The 23,407-nt window shown below is 58.9% G+C and carries 19 protein-coding genes; 10 read left to right on the top strand and 9 right to left on the bottom strand.

The features are described from left to right. Positions 1-90 precede the first annotated feature (90 nt). A complete protein-coding gene (locus M0D65_RS17005; protein WP_266253720.1) occupies positions 91-1,161 on the bottom strand; it encodes an amidohydrolase in 1,071 nt (356 codons plus the stop codon). A gap of 54 nt (positions 1,162-1,215) precedes the next feature. On the opposite strand from M0D65_RS17005, the gene M0D65_RS17000 reads away from it, so the two are divergent. Beyond that, the gene (locus M0D65_RS17000; RefSeq protein ID WP_266253719.1) at positions 1,216-1,854 is read left to right on the top strand and encodes an aldolase; all 639 of its coding nucleotides are present in this window, start codon (positions 1,216-1,218) and stop codon (positions 1,852-1,854) included. 130 nt (positions 1,855-1,984) lie between these two features. Here the strand turns inward: M0D65_RS17000 and otnK are convergent, their stop codons facing one another. Beyond that, the gene (gene otnK, locus M0D65_RS16995) at positions 1,985-3,301 is read right to left on the bottom strand and encodes a 3-oxo-tetronate kinase (protein WP_266253718.1); all 1,317 of its coding nucleotides are present in this window, start codon (positions 3,299-3,301) and stop codon (positions 1,985-1,987) included. Between the two features lie 215 nt (positions 3,302-3,516). On the opposite strand from otnK, the gene M0D65_RS16990 reads away from it, so the two are divergent. From M0D65_RS16990 to M0D65_RS16970, 5 genes are all read left to right on the top strand, one after another. After that, complete coding sequence (locus tag M0D65_RS16990; protein ID WP_266253717.1) at positions 3,517-4,296, top strand: hydroxypyruvate isomerase family protein; 780 nt, start codon at positions 3,517-3,519, stop codon at positions 4,294-4,296. Between the two features lie 277 nt (positions 4,297-4,573). Further along, positions 4,574-5,644 carry an isocitrate/isopropylmalate dehydrogenase family protein gene (locus tag M0D65_RS16985; protein WP_266253716.1) on the top strand — a complete coding sequence of 357 codons (1,071 nt, stop codon included), beginning with the start codon at positions 4,574-4,576 and terminating at the stop codon, positions 5,642-5,644. Continuing rightward, entirely contained in the window at positions 5,641-6,363 is a 723-nt protein-coding gene (locus M0D65_RS16980) for a GntR family transcriptional regulator (protein ID WP_266253715.1), read from the top strand. Before M0D65_RS16985 ends, M0D65_RS16980 begins: the two co-directional genes overlap by 4 nt. 78 nt (positions 6,364-6,441) lie before the next feature. After that, complete coding sequence (locus tag M0D65_RS16975) at positions 6,442-7,782, top strand: MFS transporter (RefSeq protein WP_266253714.1); 1,341 nt, start codon at positions 6,442-6,444, stop codon at positions 7,780-7,782. Then, the gene (locus tag M0D65_RS16970) at positions 7,707-8,687 is read left to right on the top strand and encodes an amidohydrolase family protein (RefSeq protein WP_308076677.1); all 981 of its coding nucleotides are present in this window, start codon (positions 7,707-7,709) and stop codon (positions 8,685-8,687) included. Before M0D65_RS16975 ends, M0D65_RS16970 begins: the two co-directional genes overlap by 76 nt. A gap of 26 nt (positions 8,688-8,713) precedes the next feature. Here the strand turns inward: M0D65_RS16970 and M0D65_RS16965 are convergent, their stop codons facing one another. After that, positions 8,714-9,733: a GntR family transcriptional regulator gene (locus M0D65_RS16965; protein ID WP_266253713.1), complete on the bottom strand. Its 1,020-nt coding sequence runs from the start codon at positions 9,731-9,733 to the stop codon at positions 8,714-8,716. 27 nt (positions 9,734-9,760) lie between these two features. Here M0D65_RS16965 and M0D65_RS16960 point away from each other — a divergent pair, with 27 nt between their 5' ends. Beyond that, the gene (locus M0D65_RS16960; protein WP_308076676.1) at positions 9,761-10,507 is read left to right on the top strand and encodes an aspartate/glutamate racemase family protein; all 747 of its coding nucleotides are present in this window, start codon (positions 9,761-9,763) and stop codon (positions 10,505-10,507) included. 91 nt (positions 10,508-10,598) lie between these two features. Continuing rightward, on the top strand, positions 10,599-11,888 hold the full coding sequence (locus M0D65_RS16955; RefSeq protein WP_266253712.1) for an MFS transporter: 1,290 nt from the start codon (positions 10,599-10,601) through the stop codon (positions 11,886-11,888). Positions 11,889-11,949: 61 nt separating this feature from the next. Here M0D65_RS16955 and M0D65_RS16950 read toward each other — a convergent pair whose 3' ends face one another. From M0D65_RS16950 to acnA, 4 genes are all read right to left on the bottom strand, one after another. Continuing rightward, positions 11,950-13,296: a 2-hydroxycarboxylate transporter family protein gene (locus M0D65_RS16950; protein WP_266253711.1), complete on the bottom strand. Its 1,347-nt coding sequence runs from the start codon at positions 13,294-13,296 to the stop codon at positions 11,950-11,952. Between the two features lie 106 nt (positions 13,297-13,402). Then, positions 13,403-14,584: a 2-methylaconitate cis-trans isomerase PrpF gene (gene prpF, locus M0D65_RS16945; RefSeq protein ID WP_266253710.1), complete on the bottom strand. Its 1,182-nt coding sequence runs from the start codon at positions 14,582-14,584 to the stop codon at positions 13,403-13,405. Between the two features lie 9 nt (positions 14,585-14,593). Next, positions 14,594-15,667: a lactonase family protein gene (locus M0D65_RS16940; RefSeq protein ID WP_266253709.1), complete on the bottom strand. Its 1,074-nt coding sequence runs from the start codon at positions 15,665-15,667 to the stop codon at positions 14,594-14,596. Further along, positions 15,664-18,276 (bottom strand): aconitate hydratase AcnA, encoded by a 2,613-nt coding sequence (gene acnA / locus M0D65_RS16935; RefSeq protein ID WP_266253708.1) that lies wholly within the window; start codon positions 18,274-18,276, stop codon positions 15,664-15,666. The genes M0D65_RS16940 and acnA overlap by 4 nt, the downstream gene beginning before the upstream one ends. 139 nt (positions 18,277-18,415) lie before the next feature. On the opposite strand from acnA, the gene M0D65_RS16930 reads away from it, so the two are divergent. Both M0D65_RS16930 and M0D65_RS16925 read left to right on the top strand, forming a co-directional pair. Beyond that, on the top strand, positions 18,416-19,507 hold the full coding sequence (locus M0D65_RS16930; protein WP_266253707.1) for a GntR family transcriptional regulator: 1,092 nt from the start codon (positions 18,416-18,418) through the stop codon (positions 19,505-19,507). Between the two features lie 146 nt (positions 19,508-19,653). Next, entirely contained in the window at positions 19,654-20,118 is a 465-nt protein-coding gene (locus M0D65_RS16925) for a GNAT family N-acetyltransferase (RefSeq protein WP_266253706.1), read from the top strand. A 25-nt stretch (positions 20,119-20,143) separates the two neighbouring features. Here the strand turns inward: M0D65_RS16925 and M0D65_RS16920 are convergent, their stop codons facing one another. Then, entirely contained in the window at positions 20,144-21,295 is a 1,152-nt protein-coding gene (locus tag M0D65_RS16920; RefSeq protein ID WP_266253705.1) for a porin, read from the bottom strand. A 250-nt stretch (positions 21,296-21,545) separates the two neighbouring features. After that, the gene (locus tag M0D65_RS16915; protein ID WP_266253704.1) at positions 21,546-23,195 is read right to left on the bottom strand and encodes an FAD-dependent monooxygenase; all 1,650 of its coding nucleotides are present in this window, start codon (positions 23,193-23,195) and stop codon (positions 21,546-21,548) included. Positions 23,196-23,407 lie beyond the last annotated feature (212 nt).

Here is a 23,407-nt window from a genome sequence, read left to right as displayed (position 1 = left end):
ACAGAATGAGCGGCGTGATCGCGGCCATTAGCGTGCAGCAAATTCGTGTCGCGAACTGTGCAGATTTGACCGCGATATGCCGCGTCACCATCAAGAGAATCCAAACAACCGGGCAGGATTGTCGACCAGAATCGCGCTGCGGGTAGACTCTTCAGGAACCCACTCGAAAAGGAGCTCAAGCAGGCGAACATTGTCCGCAGGATAAAAAGGACTGATGGTATCAACCGACTGGCCGCTCACCCATGGCGTGTGCGGCCAGTCGGTTCCCCACAGGACTCGTTCCGGGTTCGCATCGATAAAGGCTGCGGCCAACTCGCCCATCCCCGGGTAATCGGGTGGCTGCGATGCATGGTATGGAGCAGTCAGCTTCAGGTACGCATGACCTCGTTCGATCAGGCGCAGGACTCTTTCAAAACCCGGTTGCGTAGTCCCGGATGCTCTGGCACCCGCGAAATGGTCAAGAACGAAGGGAGCAGGTGAAGCCTCAATAATCGGCGCAATTTCCGCGATGACTGGCATAGGGAGAAATAACTGAACGTGCCAGTTGCGCTCCGCAGCCTGCCTGCCTGCGGCTTCGACGACGGCAGGCAGCTCGTTGCGATCCCTGGCGCTACCGGCCCGGTTGATCCGGATGCCTCTTATGCCGGACACGTGCAAGGAATCTAGCTGTTGCTTGCTCGCACTTTCAGGGACGACTGCCACGCCCCTCGCATTCGTGCCGAGCTGCTGCAATGCAGACAGCAGACACGCGTTGTCGCTTCCGTAGAAGCTCGGTTGAACAAGGACAGATCTATCGATACCGAGTGTCCTGTGCATTGCGCGAATTTTCTGCACCGATGCGGTCGGAGGCGTATAAGCCCGCGTAACGATCATCGGATATTGCTCATAAGGCCCGATGACGTGCGCATGGCAATCACAGGCCAACGCCGGCATGCGCGCCCTGAGCTTGCGGGCACGGACCGCATCATCCGCGAAGCTCGAAGCAATGCCCGAACTTAACCTCATACTTAGCGCTGTTAGCGCCAGCGTCTTGATTGCCGACCGTCGTAAGAACATGTTCACCGCATCCTTGCCGCCGTATTGGCTGCGTTCGCCGTCACGCAGCTCGATCGCTTCCAGAGGAAGCGAGGGTATTGTCCCGTGAATTGTACGAACTAGCAATACAGTACAATTGCGTGTCTAAGCACCGGCTATGATTTCGAAGGAGGCGACGCTGTGAAGAGCGAGACTGCGGTTAGAGAGGAAATCTGCACCGTCGGCGCAAGCCTGTATAGCCGCTGTTACACGGTCGGAACCGCCGGCAACATCAGCGCACGGCTCGATGACGGCTGGCTCATTACACCCACTGACGCCTGTCTCGGACACCTCGACCCGACAGAAATCGCCAAGGTAAGCGATCAGGCTGTGCATGTGTCCGGCGGTCGACCGTCCAAAACGCTCGCGCTACATCGACGGATATACGAAAACGCTCCTTCCGCTCGCGGAATCGTCCATACGCATTCGACCAGCCTCGTTACGCTGACAATCCTGGGGGTCTGGAAGCAGAGCGATGTTTTGCCGCCCATCACTCCGTACTACGTCATGAAGGTTGGTCACGTGCCATTGATCGGCTATAAACGCCCGGGCTCACCCGACGTAGCCGACGAAGTCGCAAAGCTGGCTGCAAGTGTGCGGGCTGTGCTGCTGGAGAGGCTAGGTCCAGTCACATGGGGAGATAGCGTTTCACACGCTTCCTTCATTCTGGAGGAGCTCGAAGAAACCGCTGCACTTTGGCTGGCGAGCGGCCGCGCTGCTACGGCTCTTTCCGACGCGGCTATCGCAGACCTTCGCGAAACATTTGGAGCGGATTGGTAAGCCTGGAAATCTCGTGCTCCATCGGCGGCCGAACCTGCTTGCCTGACTCCGCTCAGAACGAAATATCGTTTGCCTGACGGTGTGGTATGCGGCGAAGCGGTGATCTAGACAGTGCAAAGAAAGCGCGAGGTTATCGTTCCCGTCTTTCCCGAAGGTTGCTCTGGTTGCTGCGGCCGGGCGCGGTGGCGAGCGCCTTTTCAAAGAAGTTCTCGACTCCGAAGTTGCCCGATTTCAGGGCGAGGGCCAGGTCTCTCACACCGCTGCCGATTGTCCACGGAACCCCGGGATCAATCAGCGCACCGATGCGCAGTGACGTTACGTCAAGCCCGTTGACAACGGCCCCCGAGGTCTCGCCCCCTGCCACAACCAGTGTGGTCACACCGTATTTTTCGACCAACGCCCGGCCGATCATCGCCAGGGCGCGCTCCATCACTGCACCGGCCTTCTCAACGCCAAGCTTCTCTTGCGCCTGTTTCACCACATCCGGCGTCGCGCTGCCATAGACAAGCACCGGCTCGCTCGGCACGCGGTGCGCGGCCCATACGATGGCCTCTTCAATCTGCTCGTCACCACTGGCCAACGAGAGCGCGTCAAGCTGAAAGGCGGGCCGGGATCTTTTCCAGTACTGCACCTGCGCGTTGGTTGCTGCCGAGCAACTGCCCGACAGCACCACGCTAAAACCATCTACGGTCGGCAAGTCAGCCGCGGACAAAACGTCGGCTCCCGTTTTGCCGGCAGCGATAAAGTTGCCCGGAAGCCCCATTGAGACTGCGGAACCGCCCGTGACCAACCGGTGACCGGCAAGCGCAGCCCCGATATTCAGCAGATCCCTTTCACATACAGCATCGACGATCGCATATCGTTTTCCTTGCGCCCGGAGTGCCTGCATCGCCTCCGCAATCGCGACCGGTCCGTTGGATACTGAATCGAGACTCACAAGGCCCACCGGCCGAGTGGTCTGCGCCTGCAGCACGCGAACCAGATTCGGATCTGTCATGGGCGTCAGCGGATGGTGTCGCATACCCGAATCGCTCAGCAATACGTCACCGACAAACAGATGGCCCCTGTATACGGTTCGCCCATTTTCTGGAAACGCAGGGCAAGCTGTGACCAGGTCGACTCCAAGCACGTCTGCCAACGCGTCCGCAACCGGTCCTATGTTGCCCCGGGGAGTTGAATCGAAAGTCGAACAATACTTGAAGAAGAACTGCTCGCATCCCGCCGCCTGCAACCACTTGAGAGCAGCCAGCGATTGCTCCACGGCGACCTCGGGAGCGACCGTTCGGGTCTTGAGCGCTATCACGATCGCATCGGCATCCGGCACACGCAGGTCGGCCGGTACGCCGATGGTCTGTACGCTTCGCATCCCAAACCGCACGAGTGTGCTGGCCAGATCAGTAGCGCCGGTGAAGTCGTCGGCGATACACCCAAGTAATGGCTTGCTCACGGTCTATGTTCTCCGTCGTTTCCGGTGCGCTGGGGCTGTTCAATCGCGAATGCTGCCAGCGGGATTCCAGCCTGGCAACCTGGGCGGAGCGCGCTCCTGTGCCATCGGTCGCGCGCAATTCCTTCACGTCAGCACCCATATTGTACTATACAATCTATAAATACAATTTGCGATCCAGAACGGATCCCGCAGTGGAACCGATACGGAGAACAGTTATGAAGCTAAGCGCCCATTTGGGGTTCCAGTTCAATGAGGTGCCCTTTTACGATCGCTTCGAGCTGGCTGCCAGGTGTGGTTATCACGCGGTTGAGTTTCCTTCGCCGTACGGTCATGAGACGGCGAAGCTGAAGAATCTGCTGGTCAGCAACGGCCTGAAGCTTGTGCAGATTGCCGCTCCAATGGGCGATTCTGCAGCCAATGAAAAGGGCATTGCCGCGTTCCCGGGCCGCAGGGAAGAATTCCTGGCCGGCCTGGTCACCGCACGCGACACTGCGCTCGCGCTCGACTGTCCACGCATCCATGTGATGGCAGGGGTTGTTAGGTTCGACACGGACGAAAGCTGGGTCACGTACGTCGAGAATGTCCGGGAGGCGGTAGACATCTTTGCCGCTGCCAGCATCAAGACAATCGTCGAGGTCATGAGCCCCCTGGAGACGCCAGGGTACTTCATGTCGTCCTTCGAACTTGCTGACAAACTGTTCGCAGCAATCCCGACTAACAGTCTCGAGTTTCTGTTCGACACCTATCACGCGGCCGCGCTGAGTGGAGATGTCGTCGGCCTGCTGAAGCGGTGGCTCCCGCGCCTCGGGCACATCCAGATCTCAGATCACCCCGGCAGGCACGAGCCCGGCACCGGCACGCTGCCATTTCCCGAGGTCTTCGCAGAACTGCAACGGCACGGGTACTCCCAGTGGCTTGGCTGCGAATATCGCCCGCTCCACGATACGGTGAGCGGACTCAAATACCTCAAGCCGTATCTGCACGCAGGTCAGTAGTGTTTTTTACGATCATTAGATACATTTCTTCGACCGTTTATCGGCTTCAACGAGCCGAATCACGGCTATCGCGCCGGTATTTCACGGTGTGTCAGCGTAACAATCAACCCCGAATATGCCTTTTAAATAGGCCATAAAAGACATATCCGGGTTTCCCATCCCTTGTTCCCACACATCGCATCTGATACGGTATGCGATGTAGCATCCATCAACAAAACCGACGGCCTGTTACGTCGTGTGCATGGATTGACTCCCCCGAGAATCAGGACGACACGAGATGAAACTTGCAGTGCTCCCCGGCGACGACATCGGCCCGGAAATCATGGACGCAACCCTTGCAGTGGTTCGCGAAGCGGAAAAAAAGTTTGGCTTGACCCTTTCGCTCGAAGTGCACGAGGTCGGTATGTCGGTCTACCGCAAGCGTGGCACGACGTTGCCTCCGGAAGTGCTTGAAGCAGCTCGTGCAGCAGACGGCGTCCTGCTCGGTCCGGGTGGAATGACGCTCTACCCACCTGCCGGCGAAGGCGGCATCAATATTCCCGGCACGATCCGCAAGCAGCTCGATCTGTTCGCGAACATCCGGCCTGCGCGGTCCCGTCCGGGCGTTCCGAAAGCGCACCCGGGCCTCGACTGCGTGATCGTGCGCGAGAACACCGAGGGCTTTTACGCTGACCGCAACCTGTTCCAGGGTTACGGCGAATTCATGCCGACACCCGATTGCGCCATTGCGCTTCGCCTGATCACCGCGAAGGCGTCACGTCGTATTGCGGAAGTGGCATTCAAGGTCGCGAGAACGCGCCGCAAGCATGTTACGGTGGTCGGCAAGCGGCACGTCATGCAGGTTACGGACGGCCTCTTTATGGGCGAGGTCGACAAGGTCGCTGCGCAATATCCGGATGTCACGTTGCGCGAGATCGATATCGATGCGATTGCCGCGGAGCTTTATACCAGGCCCTCGGCATTCGACGTCATTCTCACGACGAACATGTTCGGCGACATCCTGTCGAACCTGGTCAATGCGCTGGCTGGCGGCCTCGGCATGGCGTCCGCGCTCAATGTCGGCGATACACATGCGGCGGCAAATGCCGGGCACGGCTCCGCGCCGGACATCGCTGGCAAGGGCATCGCCAACCCGACTGGCCTCGTATTGTCGGCGGCCGCGCTGTTGCGGCATCTAGGACTGACCCGCGGTGCCGAATCCTGCTCATCTGCCGGTGAAGCCATCGAGCGTGCCGTCGATTCGGCGCTTGCCAACGCAGAGTCGCGGACCGGCGATCTAGGTGGCACAGCAGGCACGGTTGCCGCAGCCGAAGCCATCTGCCGCCATATCCGGGATTCGCAGAAGTGAAAGACCTCTCCCCGGACTTCCAGGCAGCAGGTTTCGATGATGAGTCGAACCCGCTCGCTCCGCCGCCGAGCAACGCCGCAGTCGCCTATCAGGAGATCAAGCGCCGCATCATGGACAACGTCTACATGATCGGCGCGACAGTCTCCATGCAGGAAACCGCAGATCTCCTGCGCATGAGCCGGACGCCAATACGCGACGCCTTGATTCGTCTCGAAGAGGAGCGTCTGGTCAAACTCGTTCCGCGGCACGGCTTCCAGGTGCTGCCTATTTCGGCTCGAGATACGGCTGACGTCTACGGCATCCTGACCGCGCTTGAAGTCCTCGCGATCGAGCAGTTGATGGAGAGCGCGCTGTCCGCTGAAAAAATCGCTGAGCTGGAAGCCGGCGTCGCCGGTCTTGAGCATGCACTCGCCACCGGCGATCTCGAAGCATGGGCGCGCTTCGACGCAATCTTTCACGAAACCTTGACCGCACTTTCGGGAAACCGGCGACTGACTGAACTTGTCCGTCAGTTTCAGGACCAGACTCGTCGCGCGCGGCGCATCACGCTGCACCTTCGCGCAACGCCCGAAATTTCCACGAGAAATCATCGCGAACTGGTCGAAGCGATCAAATCGGGGGACACGGAACGAGCCTGTGCGACGCATAAGGCCCAGCGGGCCCGAAGCGCGCGCGAACTCACTGGAATCCTGAAGACGCTGGACATCCGACATCTCTGAACGACTGGGCCGATACGCCGTTTCAGCAAGAACTAAACGATAGCGGCGTTATCGGAACCGGCATCGGACATTGGGCGGATGATTCCGATCCTTGACCGCTGGGATAGCAAAACTTTGGCTAACTCTTATGAGCATTCGGCGGTTCCGGTTAGCGCCGAACTGGCCGAAGATTCGGCACTACGGAAAGCAGCATGGCGCCTGATACCGTTGATGACTGTGTGTTTTGTCCTCAACTATATCGATCGCACCAACATCGGCTTTGCGGCCCTGACGATGAACAGGGATCTCAGGTTATCCACCGAGATGTTCGGTTGGGGTGCCGGCATCCTCTTCTTCGGCTACTGCTTTTTCGAGGTCCCGAGCAATATCCTTCTGTACCGCTTCGGTGCACGTATCTGGCTCGCGCGCATCATGATTACATGGGGTCTTCTGTCCGCGGCAACGGCACTCGTCGTCGGACCCAAGAGCTTCTACGTCGTCCGGTTCCTGCTGGGCGTCGCCGAGGCGGGTTTCAATCCAGGCGTGATGTTCTTTTTCATGGCCTGGTTTCCCAGGCGATTCCGCAGCCGCGCAATGGCGTGGTTTCAGATGGCGATTCCTCTTTCTGCGGTGGTCGCTGGTCCGCTCTGCGCGTCCATCATGCAGATTGACGGCTTGCTTGGTATTGCAGGCTGGCAATGGATCTTCATTATCGAAGGACTGCCTGCGACGATACTCGGTATCGTGCTCCTGATTGTGCTCGTGGATCGTCCTGGTGACGCACGCTGGCTCTCCCCGCAAGAAAGCCAGGCGCTGACCGACGCAGTGAGTCGCGAGCCCCGGGCGCATGCGAGCAAAGACCTTCGTTCTGTACTGCGTGATCCGCGCATCTTTGTGCTTTCTGCGCTGCAATTCGGTTTCACGATGGGCTCGTACGGAATCACCATTTTTCTGCCGCAGATTCTTCGCGAGCACCACCTTTCGATCCTCAGTATCGGCTTGCTGTCGGCCGTGCCCTACCTGTGCGGATGCGTCGCAACGATTCTCTGGGCAGGAGCGGTCGATCGAAAAGGCCATCGCATCGCCAACCTTGCCGCGACCTGCACGCTAGGCGCTGCGGGATTGCTTGTCTCGATCTGGGTTCCATCGCTTTCCGTCGCGATGATCGGCCTGACGATCGCGATTGTCGGCGTCACCTCTGCCCGAGGCATCTTCTGGTCGATTCCTCCTCAGCTTCTTGCCGGCCAGGGTGCTGCGAGCGGCCTGGCGCTGATAAGTTCGATCGGCGCATTTGGCGGCTTCCTGGGACCCGTCCTCATGGGCTGGCTAAAGACAGCAACGGGATCGTTTTCCGCTGGTCTGGTATGCATGGCTGCCCTCATTGCCCTATCGGGAGCGTTGACCGCGCTTCTCCCCGCCCTGCTCCGTACAAAATCCTGAGCCCCTGGATGGACAGTCGTACGCCATTGCGAACTTGCGCTTCCTTCGACATGCCAGCGGGTGCGTGCGACGCTCACGTACACATGATTGGCGACAAGCAGCGCTTCCCGATCTCTGCGACCCGCAGCTATACGCCTGGCGAGGCATCGCTCGAACAGCTCAACGTCCTGCGTAACGCGTTTGGGCTGGACCGCGTGGTTCTGGTTCAGCCCAGCTTTTACGGCACGGACAACGCGTGTCTGCTTGATGCTCTCAAGCGGCTTGGCTCGTGCGCCCGCGGGATCGTCGTCATAGACGAACAGGTCACCGACGCGGAACTGGAACGGATGAATGAATCCGGCATCCGCGGCATTCGCATCAACCCCAAGGGATTTCCCAGCGACCACGCGAGGATCGCAGATCTCGCACAACGGATATCGATACGCGTAGCGCCATATGGCTGGCACGTACAGGCCTTTCTTCCACTTTCAACGGTAGCGGTTCTACATCGCACGTTGGCCGGACTCCACGCGCCGATCGTCCTCGACCACTTCGCCGGCGCCTCGGCGGATGGCCTTGATCAGCCGGGCCTCGAATCATTGTTCAAACTTCTGGACTCCGGGAATTGCTACGTGAAGTTGTCGGCGCCTTACCACGCGGCTAGATCGGCGCCCTACTATCCCGAGATGTTGTCTCTTGCGCATGCACTGATCGCCCGGCGCAGCGATCGGATTCTTTGGGGAAGTAACTGGCCGCATACCAATGCGAAGCCGGTTCAAGGTATTTCTGCACTCGAGGTCAGTCCGTTCCGCGATGTCGACAATGCCGCACTCATCAATCTTGTTTCGGCGTGGGCACCCGACGCCGAAATCAGGACGAAGATCCTTGTGGACAATCCGGCCGCACTGTTTGCATTCCCTCGCTGATCGAGGGTTGCGTGTCCCGGCGATAGCTAGAAGTGGGCCTCGTATGTCGGTTCTGTTGAAGTCTCGGACTGATCGGGCATCGGTGAATCGGCGGTAGCGGCCTTCTGTTTGCTCGCGATATCCAGATGCATCCGCATGTAGGCCGCCGCTCGATCGCGACTGCCACCCTCAACGAAGTCCAGTATTTGCAGGTGTTCGCGGCATTGCTGAACCACTCGCGCCCGATTCGTTGCTGCCCGGTACTCCAGAAATCGCCGCAGTTGATTCTGACGCTCGAGCGCTTCCACGAAAAACCGGTTGCCGGAGCATCGCGCCAGGGTCTCGTGAAAATCCGAACCGTTGACAAACAGCATCGAGCGAGGAAGCGTGAAGATCTCACCCTTCAGCATTTCATTCTGCACTTTCCGCAATCGGGCAAACTCAGACTTGTCGATACGGAAAGTGGGCTCCATCAGCGCGGAAGGCTCGATCGACATCCGGAACCGATAGCTCTGGATGTATGCCTCCCGATCATTCAGAAACGGGTTGATGCGCCATCCCTGCCCAGGCTTGCGAGCGATCATCCCCTCGCTCGACAGTCGCGCAAGGACTTTTAGCAACTGCCCCCGCGGCACGCCGTACCGTCGCTGCAACTCCGCTTCGTAAAACTCTTGCGAGATCGCACCGGTCAGGCAGTCATCCGACACACGCAGGTAAAAGTCCTCCTGCGGATCATTGCCGAAGGGAAGCTTCGCCACATCGATACCCTTCCCGTCGACCGCGAGGAAGATACCGCGATTGGCTTCCTTGACGACAATCCCGTGTTGAGCGAGCAGAGCCAGACCGCGCCGGATCGGCGTGCGTGAAAGGCCCAGTTCGTTCGCCAACGCCTCTTCTCGAAGATGCTCCCCGGCACGAAGCGCTCGGGTCTGGACTATGTCAATAATTTTCGCGGCGACCTGATCGGCAAGCGCGCTGGCTGGTTCGTTTTTCATATCAAAAGTAGCAAAGTTGTACGTTGATATCACAAAAAACCGTTCGTTAAAAGAGAACGGGAGATGGTGCACACCCGCGTCGCTCTTATGGATTGCTCATTGGAACTCAGGGTCTATCCCGAGGTGAGCTTCACAAGCAAAGTGTACTATGCGTTAATTAGATACAATCTGATGGCGAGTTCTGCGATGAGTCGAGCATCAAGAATCACCCTTATCCACGCGACTGCGGTTGCCATGCCGCCCATCGCGGAGAGTTTCAGGCGGCTATGGAAGGAAGCCGTCGTGTACAACCTGCTCGACGACGCGCTGACACCGGATCTGGAATGTCACGGGGGCGACGTCAACGCAATGGCGCCCAGATTTACTGAACTGGCCCAATATGCGGCGCGCGGCGGTTCTCACGGTGTTCTCTTTACATGCTCGGCATTCGGCCCAGCAGTCGAAGCTGCGCGTATGGCCGTCGATATTCCGCTTCTAAAGCCGAATGAGGCAATGATCGAAGAAGCCGCTGGATATGGGCAAACCATCGGCCTGGTTGCCACGTTCGAGCCAGCGCTGGCACCCATCACAGCGGAATTCCTCGAATACGCGAAGGAAAGCGGTGTCACTCTGGAAGTACAACCGTACCTCGCGGCCGGAGCATGGGAGGCCATCCAGAACGGCGACAAGGACGCACACGATCGTCTTGTTGCGCAGACGTGCGCAAAGGCTTCCGCTTGTGACGTGATCTGCTTCGCTCAATTTTCGATGACCACCGCGCAAGAGAGTTCGCAGCAGGCATCAGGCAAACGTGTCCTCACAACGCCGGACAGCGCGGTACGAAAACTCAAGGCGCTGCTGTCCTGAATGGTCGAAATGGCGGAGCCTTTCACCTCGTCCGCGTACCGCGGCACATCGATCGTGACCGGGTGCCAGGTATCGGGTATCGGAGACAACCATGTCGAATCGTCGGGGTTGGGTAGCCCTGTTTCTCTTCTGCCTGTCCATGATCAACTACATGGACCGCATCGCGCTTTCGATTGCGGCGAAGCCGATCGCCGTGCAATTCAAGCTGTCGACCGTCGGCATGGGATACCTTTTCTCTTCGTTCATCTGGAGCTATGCGCTCTTCCTCCTGCCGCTCGGTTTTCTGATTGACCGATTCGGCACGAAGAAAATGGCCGCAATCGGTATCTTTGTGTGGTCGGCTGCGACAGCCCTAACGGGAGCGACAAGCAACTTTGTGAGCCTGCTTTGTGCCCGCCTGGTCATGGGAGCCGGCGAGTCAAGCAGCAACCCGGTCAGCGCAAAAGTCATACGCCAGTGGATCCCTGCGTCCGAGCGAGGCATGGTATCGGCAATCGTGAATAGCGGATCGTACGCCGGTCCTGCAATTTGCTCCGTGCTGTTGGGCTCGCTCATCGAATTGTTCGGTTGGCGTGTCTCGTTCGTCATTGCCGGGTCAGTTGGATTCGTGTGGCTTGCCGCGTGGCTCATCTTCTTCAATACTCCAGAGAACACTTCGTGGCTGAAAGCTGAAGAACGCGAGAAAATTCTCCGCGAGCGTGAATCGAAATCCGCAGAGGGCCCCCGCACTGAGCACGTAACCGGCTTCCTGTCGCTTCTGCGAACTCCGACACTCTGGGCTCTTGCAATCACGCAGGGTTGCAATGTCTACTCGCAGTACCTCTTTCTGACCTGGTTGCCGAGCTACCTGCAAACCAGCCGTCATCTCAGCATCGCTAGCACAGGGTTGTTTTCCGCAGTTCCGTATGCTTCGTCGGTAATTCTATGCATTCTGGCGGGACGGCTGAGCGATCGCTATCTTAAGAAGAGCGGCGTAGGAACAGGACGCCGACGTAACGCGGTTGCCATCGCCCTGCTAACCGCGTCGATGATCCTGGCTGTCCCGTTTACGTCGAATCTTGCCGTTCTGCTCGTTATCTTCTCGATCACGCTAACCGGTATCGCCTCGACGACCTCGCTCAATCAAGCGCTTCTGAACGACCTGCTGCCCAACTCGCGAGACGTTGCGAAGGCGATGGCTTTCCTGGTTCTTGGCGGCCAGGTCTTTGGCATCGCCGCACCGATTGCGACGGGCTATATTGTCGCGGCCACCGGCAATTTCGATTGGGCATTCGGCGTCGCCGGCCTTCTTCTGCTGTTCGGAGTGCTCGTTGTAACGACGATGACCCGTTCGCCGATGATTCGGGTTAAATCAACGAGCAGCATTGCTCACATCGCCTGACCACTGCGGCTTTGCTCGCCATCGTCAGCTCGCACCTCAGAACACGTCTCAGCCCATCCGATCAATGCAATCTGGACAGAACGAGCAACGTGATCGTGACCGTCAGCGCGCCTCCAATTCGTGTCGCGATCTGTGCGAACGGCATCAAGCTCATGCGGTTGCACGCGGTCAGAATCGCCACGTCGCCCGTGGCTCCTTGCCCGCTATGGCAGGCGTTGACGATGGCCATGTCGATGGGATACATCTTGAGCCATTTGCCTACGATAAATCCCGTGCCCATCAAGGTCGCGACCGTACAAACAATCGTGATCACGTTCGGTACGTTAATCGCGGCCATCAACTTGTCCCACGGCGTCATCGCGGTGCCGATCGCGAACAGCAGCGGATAGGTCACCGCGGTCGAAAAAAACTGATAGACGATGCGAGCCCCGCCTTGCAGGTTGGGCGAAGCGAACCGGCCGATCTTGATGAACACCGCCACAAACAACATGGCGACCGGCGCCGGCAAGCCGAGCAACCGGTGGCACAGCAGCCCCACCAGGTAAAGCGATATCGCGGTGATCGCTGCTGCGGCAACCGTGTTGACGTCTGGTGCGCTCGGTATTTCCTCCTTGATCGCGTCGACGTCGTGGCCCACCTCGCGCTGTAGTATTCCGTTGCCTGTGAGGTGGGGCATTTTTTCCCCCAGCCAGTTCAGAAGACCGGAGAGAAGAATCGCCGACAGACTGCCAATCATTACGGAGGGCAGAACCTGCGCGAATACGGGCCCTTGGGCGGCGTTCAGGATTTCGGAGTAGCCGACTGAAAGCGGTATCGCGCCTTCGCCGACGCCGCCAGCCATGATCGGAATCACGATGTAGAGCAGCGTGTGCTCCGTGCCGAGACCCAATGCTGTCCCAACCATCGTACCCACGATACCGGCCATGATCGAACCAGCCGCAAGCGGGATAAATATCTTCACGAACCCACGGATCAATACATACCGGTCCATGCTAAAGATGCTGCCAACGATGATCGACGCGATAAAGAGGTACATGAAATTGCTGACGTTGGTGAAGTTCGTCACCATCGTCAGCAGCTTCGCCGGAAGCAGATGATGAAATGCGAGCGCCGACGGCAGGAAGGTCGCCACGATCGCGCCGGCACCAATCCTTCTAAAAAACGGCAAACGCTTGCCGATTTCGGCACACGTAAAGCCGCACACCACCAGTACCGCTATCGCCATCGATATTTCGCCTGGCACCTTTCCGGTCATCACGAACGCGACGATCAGCCCGACCAGCAGCACATAAATCGGCAGGGGAATGATGCCGACGCGCAGTTCGACGATGGCCCACCAGCCATTGGGCCAGAAAGGAACGCGTGCCTCCTTGTGCGGCGCCGTGGACAATTCACCAGCAGGTTTCAACGTGTGTCTCCGCGGTCATTCGACGTAGTCGGTCTGGTGCCGATTCGTAGTGTGGGCGTTCTGCCCAAAGTGCAGCGCCTGCCTGCAGTGGCTCGGAGCGCGATTTTCAGTTACGGGATGGATCGAGCGTCGACGACACCAGCACGTGACCCTCCATCAGACGACGCGCACTGCGGCTCATCATCGCTTTCGTCACCACCCAGACGCCATCGCATTGCTCAGCTTCGGCACCCACCGCCATGACACCCGACGGGTGGCCAAACCGGATCTCGCCCGAGACTTTCGCCGCCACAAGCTGATTCACCACTGTGCCTGGAATGGCACCGGCAACCGCGATCGCTACCGCGCCCGTGCCGGTCATCGCGTGGTGGAGTTTGCCCATCGAGAGAATGCGTGCGTTGATGTCGACGCTCGATGGTTCGATGGTCTTGCCGCTCGATGCGACGTAAGCGACCGGCGATGAGACAAACGCCAGCTTCGGTGTGTGCGGTCGCAGCTCCGTCACCTCTGCGGGTGTACCGGCGAGACCCATACACACTGCGGCGTGCGAACGGATCGCTTCGCACTTTTCAAGCAACGCAGCATCACCGTTCACGTCCGGTTGCATCTCGTTGCCACGCAAGCCGAGGTCCGCGGCACGAATAAAAATCGCTGGATTGCCCGCGTTAATCATCGTGACCTGGAAGATCCCATAGCCAGGAACGTCCAGGGCATCGACTGGGTTGCCCGTCGGAAACATATTGCCGGCGATTTCCTCACTGTCTTCCGGCCCTCCCGGGTCAAGGAACTCGATCCTGATTTCAGCCGCGGGGAATGTCACGCCATCCAGTTCGAATTCGCCCTCTTCAACCACCTGTCCATCTTTCACCGGCACGTGCGCGATGATCTTTGCGTTGATGTTGGCCTGCCAGATGCGCACGGTCGCGATGCCGTGCTCAAGCGTATCTACGAAACCTTGAGCGATCGCAAACGGCCCAACCGCAGAGGTCAGATTGCCGCAGTTGCCCGACCAGTCGATGACTGGCTTTTCAATCGAGGCCGCACCGAACAGATAGTCGACATCGCAGTCCGGACGCGACGACGGTCCCACCACTACGAGCTTGCTGGTGCTCGAGGTAGCCGCACCCATCCCGTCGATCTGCTTTTCGTACGGGTCCGGGCTACCTATCACGCGCAGAAGAATCTTGTCCCGCAGTGCCGGGTCCGACGGCAGGCTGTCAGCACGAAAGAAAACGCCTTTACTCGTACCGCCACGCATATAGACAGCCGGAATCCTGTATTGGGTCACGTGATGCTCCTAGCGAGTTTTGAAGACGATGCAGACGGGGCTGCCGGTTGACACAACGTGGTCTGTCGGCGACAGCGTTCCAGTGTTGGCATCGATCAGGTATTGAACGATTGAATCGGAAAGCTCATTGGCCACGTAGAGCATGCGGGCGTCATGGCTCAGGCACAGGAATCGTGGGCATTCGCCCCGGGCGTCGGTCCAGCGGGTCTTCAGCGGGATGCCCGTCGTATCGTCCAGTCCGACCGTGGCGATACTGTCGTGACCGCGGTTCGAGACGTACAGCGTGCGACCGTTGGGGTGAATTGCAATTCCCGCAGCACGGGAGCGTTCGTGACACGCGGCGGGCAGCACGGATATCGTATGCAGTGGCTCAAGCGTGCCGCTCAGCGGCTCAAAGGCCCAGGCCGTCAACGTGGAGTCCAGCTCGTTGGCTACATAGACGATGGGAAGCTTCGGGTGGAATGCGGCATGTCGCGGCCCCGCACCTTCACGGCTGCGACCGGAGGTGACAACGGGCATCCCCCCGATACCACTCCACTTCACGACAAAGACCGTGTCGAGTCCCTTGTCCGGCACGATGTGCCAGTCCGTGTTGTAGCGTTGCGTTGCAAACCGTGCGATATGGTGCGGATGCGATGAAGTCTGCTCGATACGATGCGGACCTGGCGTGCCAGGTAGATCGACGACAGACAATACGCGACCAGGCGCACCGTCTGGTTCGATCGGCAACTGGCTGACGGACCCCGTCGCGTAGTTGGCGACGACAAGCGCGTCACCGCTGCGAGACAACGCAAGGTGCACGGGATTGCGCCCCTGACAGGGTTGTCGATTCAGCAGACGGAGCCGGGCCGTCGCTTGATCGATTGCAAAGCTGCTGACCTGCATACCGTCGCCATGCACGACATACAGCACGTCCTGCGCGTCGTTGAGCACGAGGAAGCTGGGGTTGTCGAGAGGCTCGAATGATTCGACCCGCTCCCATGTGCCCGACAGCGGATCGACCGCATAGACACCGATCCCTTTGCCGCGTGCATTGCGCTCACGTGTTGTACGGCATCCGACATATGCAAAAACGGAGCTCATGTTGATGCGGCCTCGAGCATTTCGCCTGAGATGCGCGGCAACAAACCTCCCGCGTTGAAGATTTCCGCTTCCTCTTCAGTGTCGATGCGGCATTTGACCCGCGCGGTCACCACCTCGCCATTCTTGCGGGTGATTCTCAAGGTTAGCAGCGCGCCTGGCGAGACGTTCCCCTCCACGCCTTCGACTGCATAGACTTCTGATCCATCCAGCGCTAGCGTTAAGCGATCGTGTCCCGCAGTGAATTCAAGCGGCAGCACACCCATACCGACCAGATTCGAGCGGTGAATACGTTCGAAGTTTTCGCACACCACGGCTCGCACGCCGATCAAACGCACACCCTTCGCCGCCCAGTCTCGCGACGAGCCCGAACCGTAGTTCTTGCCGGCTACCACGATCAATTCCTGTCCGCGGGCGACGTAAAATTCAGCCGCATCGAACAGACGCATGATCGTGCCTTCCGGCTCAATGCGAGTGAACGAACCCTCCTTGCCTCCGGCCATTTCGTTATGCAACCGGTTGTTCGCGAATGTTGCCCGGATCGCAACCCGATGATCGCCACGACGCGTTCCGTACGAGTTGAACTCAGCCGGCTGGACGCCGTGCTGAATCAGGTATTCGCCCGCCGCGCTTTCCGGCAGGATCGCGCCCGAAGGCGAGAGGTCGTCGGTCGTGACGTTGTCGCCGAATATGCCGATCGCCCGCATGTCCGCGAAACGCGCCGCGCTCGTGAGTTCGGATTGCCAGTACGGCGGGCGGCGGATGTAGTTGCTATCGTCGCGCCACGGGAATTGCGCCGGCACCTCGCTCTGCCCTTCAACCAGTTCGCTCTTGCGGAACATCTCCGTATAGATTTCGAGGTACTGGTCACCACCGATGCTTTCCTTGAGTAGCGCATCGATCTCCTCATCCGACGGCCACAGATCCTTCAGGTAGACCGGTGCGCCGGATTTGTCCGTGCCCAGCGCGCCTTCTTCGATATCGACGTGAATCGTCCCGGCGATCGCATAGGCGACGACCAGAGGTGGCGACGCGAGGAACGCCTCCTTGACCCGTGGGTGGATCCGACCGTTGAAGTTGCGATTGCCCGAGAGGACCGCAACGGCACGCACGTCACGACTAACGATGTCCGCTTCTATCTCTCTCGGCAGTGGCCCAGACATGCCGTTACATGACGTGCACCCGAAACCGATGATGCCAAAGCCCAGCGTTTCCAGCGGCGTCATCAGGTTCGCTGCGCGCAGGTAGCGCTCGACCGGCTTCGAACCGGGCGCGAGGGACGTTTTCACCCACGGTTTCCTTTCGAGTCCGAGCTCGACCGCCTTGCGGGCCACGAGCCCTGCCGCAATCATGTTGCGTGGGTTCGACGTATTCGTGCAACTGGTGATCGCGGCGATGACCACCGCACCCTCTTCCAGCTTGAACGGCGCACCGTCTCCGGTTTTGGCTTCAGGCACAGCAGCTTTGCTGGGACGAGCAATGCCTTTAGCGATCAAGCTTGAAAGCGGCACGCGATCGTGGGGATTCGCCGGGCCTGCTAGCGCGCGTCCCGCGCTCGACAGATCGAACGACAACACGCGGTCATATTCGACATCGGCGAAGTCGTCGGCCCACAGACCTTGGGCCCTGGCATAGGCTTCCGTCAACGAGATTTGCGCTTCGCTACGACCGGTCAAGCGCAAGAAGTCGAGCGTCTTCTGGTCGATCGCGAACAGCGCAGCAGTGGCGCCGAATTCTGGCGCCATATTGGAGATGGTGGCACGGTCGCTTAGCGTCATCGCGCGGGCGCCTTCGCCGTAAAACTCGATGATCGTGCCGACCACATTCTGCTTGCGCAGGAACTCGGTAATCGCGAGTACCAGGTCAGTTGCGGTGACGCCGGACTGCCGGAAGCCCTTCAGTTCGACACCGACGATGGTCGGTAAGCGCAGCCACACAGCTCGGCCGAGCATGACGGACTCGGCCTCAATGCCGCCGACGCCCCAGCCCAACACGCCGAGCGCGTTGATCATGGTCGTATGGCTATCGGTGCCGACCAGGGTGTCGGGGAACGCCACGCCGTCCTTCACCTGAATGACCGGTGACAGATGCTCGAGGTTGACCTGATGAAGGATGCCGTTGCCGGGCATCAACACATCGAGATTGGTAAACGCCTGCTTGCACCACGCAAGAAACTCGAAACGCTCAGCGTTCTTGTCTTGCTCGATCGCCATGTTTTTCGCCATGGCTTCAGGATCGGTGCCCGCCACTTCCACGTTGAGCGAGTGGTCAACCACCAGATGCGTCGGCACGACGGGGTTGATGGCGCTCGGGTCGCCGCCCGCTTCCGCGACTGCGTCACGCATGCCAGCAAGATCGACCAGCGCAGGCGTGCCGAGCAGATCCTGAAGAACGACTCGAGCCGGGTAATACGGGAAGTCCACGTCATGCCGGCGGTGCGCCAGTGCCTGCAGATACGCGAAAGATGCCGCTGTCGGGTGCTTGCGGACGATGTTTTCGGCAAATACACGGACGCTGTAGGGCATCTTCGCGAATTGGGCGACATCTATCGCGCCGGTAGCGTCTCGAACGCTGACGAAATCGATGGCGTGGGCAGGAAGCGTGCGGGGCATTGAGGTCTCTCTGGGATAACGCTGGGGTTTCGTGTCTCGACAAATGCATTTTATAACTACAAAACGCATTTTGTAAATTACACGCCAGACAGCGTTAACCCTGGATTTTCAAATTTACAGCGCAATATTCGCAAATATATTGGCTATCCGTTCGCAGGAAGAACGTTCCTTGCGCTTCGGCCATTCGATCTATATGATTACAAAACACAATAATGCTGGATGGGATCTGGCAATGGCAAAATCGCAGGCCGACCATTCAGATGCGCCGCCAGACCTGGCGGTCATGGACGGTCACGAATTGTCTTCACGCACCATGAGCTCGTCCCAATCCACATCCGCCCCACTTACGCCGTTGCAGACCCGTGTCACGCGGGAAATCCTCACGCTCGTGCGTCGCGATGACCTCGTAGCTGGCGACAGGCTCGCCGAATCCATCCTTGCCGAACGAATTGGTACGTCCCGCTCGCCAGTGAATGTCGCCCTGCATCACCTGGTGGCGCTCGGTGTGGTCTATTACGATGCGAACCGCGGCTTCTTCATGGCGAAGGCGGCCCGCGAAGTAACCGACGTTGCGTCACAGTTTTTTGATGAACCGGAAGAGCCGCTATACCTGCAAATTGCGGCCGACCGGTTGGCGCGGCGCCTGCCGGACGTCATATCCGAAGCTGACTTGATGCGCCAGTACGAAGTGTCACGAAGTGCGCTGCGGCGGGTTTTGTCGCTCATGCAGGAAGAAGGCTGGCTCGAACGCCAGGTCGGACACGGCTGGCAGTTTATGCCGATGATCGACTCGGTCGAAGCTTATGAGGAAAGCTATCTATTCCGGGTAGCAATCGAACCGACAGGCATCCTGTCGCCCACATTCAGCGCGAATCGCGTAGAGCTGGAAGGACTGAGGCGGCGCCAGCAGTTCATCGTCGACGGTGGGTATCTGACGATGAACTCGATCGAGCTATTCGAGGCGAACAGCGACTTTCATGAAACGATCGCCAAATGGTCGGGCAACCGGTTTATTGCCCAGTCGGTTCGACGCATGGACAGACTGCGCCGGTTAGTCGAGTATCGGCAGGCGAAGGCGCGTAAGCCCAGACAGGAGCAGGCACTCGAGCATCTTGCGATCCTCGATGCCATTGCACGCCAGGATTTGCTGAAGGCGGGAGCGCTGCTGCGCGATCATATCGAAGGGGCGCGCCGTGCGAAAGTTCATGCTCACGATGTGTTTGGGGCTTGAATCCTGCATATCCTGAGCATTGCACTTGCTCTTCCGATGTTGCCGCCGCTGCGTGATGCCTCTTTTCCCGATCGCTAGCAGTCAGACCGGTATACCATTGCGACGCGCATCGTGCGCGACGGTGCCCCGCTTACAAGGATCTATCAGTGCAACCCACGCACATCATCAGAAAAGCACACCCGACAGATCTTCCTTTTATCTACAGCGGAGAGCTCGATTACATCCGCAACATCGAATCCGAGCAGGAAGCTGGATGGAAAAATGCCATCCCCGCACACCTGCGACAGTGGACATCGAATCTCGATCGAATGTTCGTCGTCGAGCACGAAGGAAAAGTGGTGGGATATTGTTTCTGGCAGACGGACGACCAGAAAGCAGTTCTCGCATCGATTTACGTTGCGACCGAGCAGCGTCGACACGGCCTGGGCAGGCGTCTCTTCGACAAGTTCGTAGAGGATGCGTCGGCGCATGGTCACACGCACCTCATCGTGAACGTACACATCAATAATCCTGCCCGTGCCCTGTACGAGGCGGCGGGTTTTCAGCGGGTCCGAGAACGAGCCGACTATCTGGATTACGAATATATCCGTGCTCAAGACCAGGCAGTCTGATTCGATGAGCAGCTAACGTACCCGTTCAGAACTGGTGGCGCATGTCCACCATCACACCAGTTTGATCGACGCCCGGCAGTGGCGTCGAAGCGGGCGGGACCACGCCGCCGTCAATCGAGAACGCGGCGTTGCGCTCATTGAACACGTGCCCTGCCGTGACGTACACGGCGGTACGTTTGGACAGGAAATACATCGCGCGAGCGGCGATCACCGAGCCTCCCGAAGCGTTGCTGTCTACGCTGATATGACCGAACTGGGCGTCGAGCGCAACCTCCGGAACAGGAAACCAGCTTCCGCCGATCCACCAGTAGTTGCTCACCACGTCGAAAAGATTCGGTGTCTGCGCTCCATGATCGATTCGATGGACAAGTCCCGCGCCAATAGTCGCGCTGGAAAATTTCACATAGCCGTCGATGACGGCGCGCGTATCGGTTTGCGAGCCAAGCGGCAAGGGCGAGCCGGTGCCATCCCCACCGTAGTTGCGATCGAAGGCTGCTCCCACACCCCATTGCGCTGCGTCGTACTTCACCATTGCAGATATTGCTTTACAGGCCCGCCAGTTACCTGGCGATTGACCGGCGCACCCGCCGGCTGCCGCACTATCTACCGCATCGCGTCCCAGCGAATAGGTCACACCGACGGTCAAACCCGATGACTTGAAGGTATAGGTAATCGCATTGTCGACTCGCGGTTGAGTCAGGTAAGGATCCAGATCGGCGGCGGCATAGATATTCGGTGCCAACGTATCTTCTGGCAACAATGCCCAGAAGATCTGCGAATATTGCCGACCCAGAGTCACGGTCCCCCATGATCCAGAAAGTCCGACATAAGCCTGCCTGCCAAATAACCGACCACCTTGATTCAGCGTGCCCTGTGACGGCGCAAACCCCGACTCCAGTACAAAAACGGCACTGAGGCCGCCACCCAGATCCTCTTTGCCGCGCAGGCCCCACAGCGACGGTAAGGAAGCCGTCAATGTGGGCACATGTACTCCGCTCGACTTCTTCGGACCGATGTTGGTCACATATTCAAAGCCCGTATCGATGATTCCATACAGAGTCACGGAACTCTGCGCATTCGATGCGCTCGACGCACCTGCGACCCACACCAGGAGCGCCCACCGCAATATCCGATGCCGCGAATAAACGCCGCGGGCACGATTCATCTGTGCATTCATACACCTGTCTCCATGTCGTTGAATTCTCATACGTTGTGACGGATTCGATGAGTTCCGCTCTGAGTTGTTATGCAAGCAAAGTCATCGCTATCGATGAAGACGCTTTAGCGCGGCGCGTCCTTAAGCACTCGACAGCGGATAGCGCGAGTAATGAACTTCAAGGTCAGACATCCGCCGAGGCAACGGCACGTCATGCAGTCGCACGTCGAATTTGCAACGCGCAGGCTGAGTAATTAGCAAATCGACCCGGTCAGCGGCTACTGGTCGAACACGCTGCGCGGTTCATGTTGTTATGCCCTGTCACTCGCCTGGCAAGATCGGCGACGCCCTGTGGGAGTCGGTCGCCGCGCCACGCGACGTGCAGGTCGGGCCGCACAAGAATGAGATCGCGTTCATAGACGGCACGTAGTGTGAGATTCGGCACCACGAGCACATCGAGCGGCACGCCAAGCGCTTCGAACGCAGCGCAAAGCGGACTTACGTCGTGCCCGCCCTTGACATCGATCAACGCAAAACGATCCGGGCGTAACCTGTCGTGGAGAGCGCTTCTGTCGGCGAGCCACATATGAGGAAGCCGCGCGCCCGGCCACGTCGTGGGACGATAGGCACGCAGATCGTGCTGCGGCCCACCCGGTACGTTCTCGATGATCGGCGAATCCACATAGCGATAGCCCAGCTCCGCGCCGATCATCTCGTTCGACTTGCGCTGCTCCACATTCGCTACCTCGGCAAGATGCGCGCGGGCATCTACTCCGGCGGGCGTATCGTCACCGATCTCCGGGCGCACCTCGGCCAGCCATGCACGATATCCAAGCGAGGCGTAGCGCGATGCGCCGACCACCCGTTCGCCAATCTGGCGCCGTTCGGTTTCGTACGAGGCCAGCAACTCAGGACCACCCCACCCTTGCAGCGTCGCAGCCAGTTTCCACGCAAGATCGGTGGCGTCGCCGACGCCGGTATTCATGCCCAACCCGCCCGTAGGAATCACGAGATGTACCGCATCGCCGGCGAGCAACACTCTTCCCTTGCCATAGCGTTCGGCCAGCAGCAAGTTCTGTCGCCACTCCGCGCAATACAGCATCTCGTAGCGCAGCGGAACGCCGACGATCCGCTCGAACACGCGCCGCATCTCAGCATCGCTCGCGACGGCGGAATGGACAGTCCAATGCCGCGTCGAGTCCTGCATGATCATGAAGGTAGGTGGTCCACCCGCGACCAGATAGTGGCGCCCGCGGCGTGGACCGTTGCCTATCGGCAGTCTCTCGTAGAGTTGCTCGCAGTAAAACAGGCCCTGCCTCAACCGCGCGATATCGCCTTCGCTCTCGAGGCGAATGCCCAGTTGCTTGCGCACACGGCTAGCGCCTCCGTCGCAGCCCACCAGGTAGCTAGCCTCCAGTGTTCTTCTCACATCGTTTGCATCATTGACCGTGACCAGAACGCCACCATCGTGCTCGGTGAATTCCAGAAACGTCGTGCTGCGCATCACCGTGACCGTCGGCAATTGCTCCGCCACTTCGAGAAGAAGCGGTTCGAGTGTGTACTGCGAGATGAGCTGATACGGTTCGAGTGGCAGGCTGCCGTCCCCGGACTCGTACGTGAGCGCACGCGCCTGTGCTACCGACGGATAGGGCAAGTGCAGGACATGCGGCTCCACCATGGAGCGGATGATCTGGACGTCCATCGGAATATCCTCGGGCATCCCGGCCGCGCGAATACGATCGGCTATACCAAGCCGCCGGAAGATCTCCATCGTCCGCGCGTTACAACGCTCCATCTTCGGCAGAAATTCAGGCTGCGCTTTCTGTTCGACGAGCACGCAGGCAATGCCGCGTCTGCCGAGATCGATCGCAAGCGTCAGTCCCACCGGCCCCGCTCCAACAATGACCACTTGAGCTTGCAAAAGGCGACCTCCGTTTTCTATCTCCTGTCTGCCGGGCATGACAACCGGTCCATGCATCGCGTATTTTTTATTTGATTTGTCAAATACATGAAGATGATTGTAGTTGATTTATCAACTAGAAATACTCATGTAAACCCTCGACCGGACACGGGAATTCCGCCGGATCGCTCTTGCCCGTAGTCTGAACAAAACGTGGAGTTAGCCTGCACGGG

The organism is Paraburkholderia sp. CHISQ3 (assembly GCF_030464945.1).
Classification (GTDB): domain Bacteria; phylum Pseudomonadota; class Gammaproteobacteria; order Burkholderiales; family Burkholderiaceae; genus Paraburkholderia; species Paraburkholderia megapolitana.
The sequence above is the reverse complement of the archived record's forward strand: the minus strand, read 5'-3'. Positions and strand labels throughout refer to the sequence as shown.